General features: G+C 41.4%; 1 protein-coding gene and 1 pseudogene. Both read right to left on the reverse strand.

The window, feature by feature from the left end:
* Positions 1-405 (reverse strand): annotated as a pseudogene (locus tag QM830_RS10890) (F0F1 ATP synthase subunit alpha); the annotation flags it as partial.
* A 15-nt stretch (positions 406-420) separates the two neighbouring features.
* Positions 421-611: F0F1 ATP synthase subunit delta (locus QM830_RS10895; protein WP_414327021.1), on the reverse strand; the 191-nt coding region annotated here is incomplete at its 5' end.

The following is a 611-nucleotide window of genomic DNA, read 5'->3' on the forward strand; positions in this document are numbered from 1 at the left end:
ACCTGGAGCAGGTGTTTCAACTGGACGGAAACCTGTTGTTTCGATGTCACCAAGACCATCAACTGGTTGCCCAAGTGGGTTTACTACACGACCAATAAGGGCTTCACCAACTGGAACTTCCATGATTTTTCCAGTACGTTTAACAATATCGCCTTCACGAATTGCTACGAAATCCCCCAAGATAATGATACCGACATCATTAGTTTCAAGGTTTTGGGCCATACCATAGGCACCATTTTCAAATTCGAGCAACTCACCACTCATGGCATTATCAAGACCACGAGCACGTGCGATACCGTCACCGATATAGGTAACGACACCAGTTTCAGTGACGTCAAAGTTTGGCTGGAAGTTTTCAATTTGCTTTTTAATTAAAGCGCTAATTTCTTGTGCGTTAATTGCCAAAAGTCACACCACTTTCTATTTCAAATTCGTTTTAAAGGTTTGCAATTGACCGCGAATTGACGTGTCAACAACCTTATTTTTTGCTTTGATGACGAATCCTCCGATGAGTTCCTCATCAATTTTTTCTACTAAACGACGTGTATTAATCTCAAATTTTTGTGAAACAATCGCCAAAAGTCTGGCTTTTTGTCCCTCAGACAAGGGAC

The organism is Streptococcus sp. OMI750 (assembly GCF_047463895.1).
Taxonomy (GTDB): Bacteria; Bacillota; Bacilli; order Lactobacillales; family Streptococcaceae; genus Streptococcus.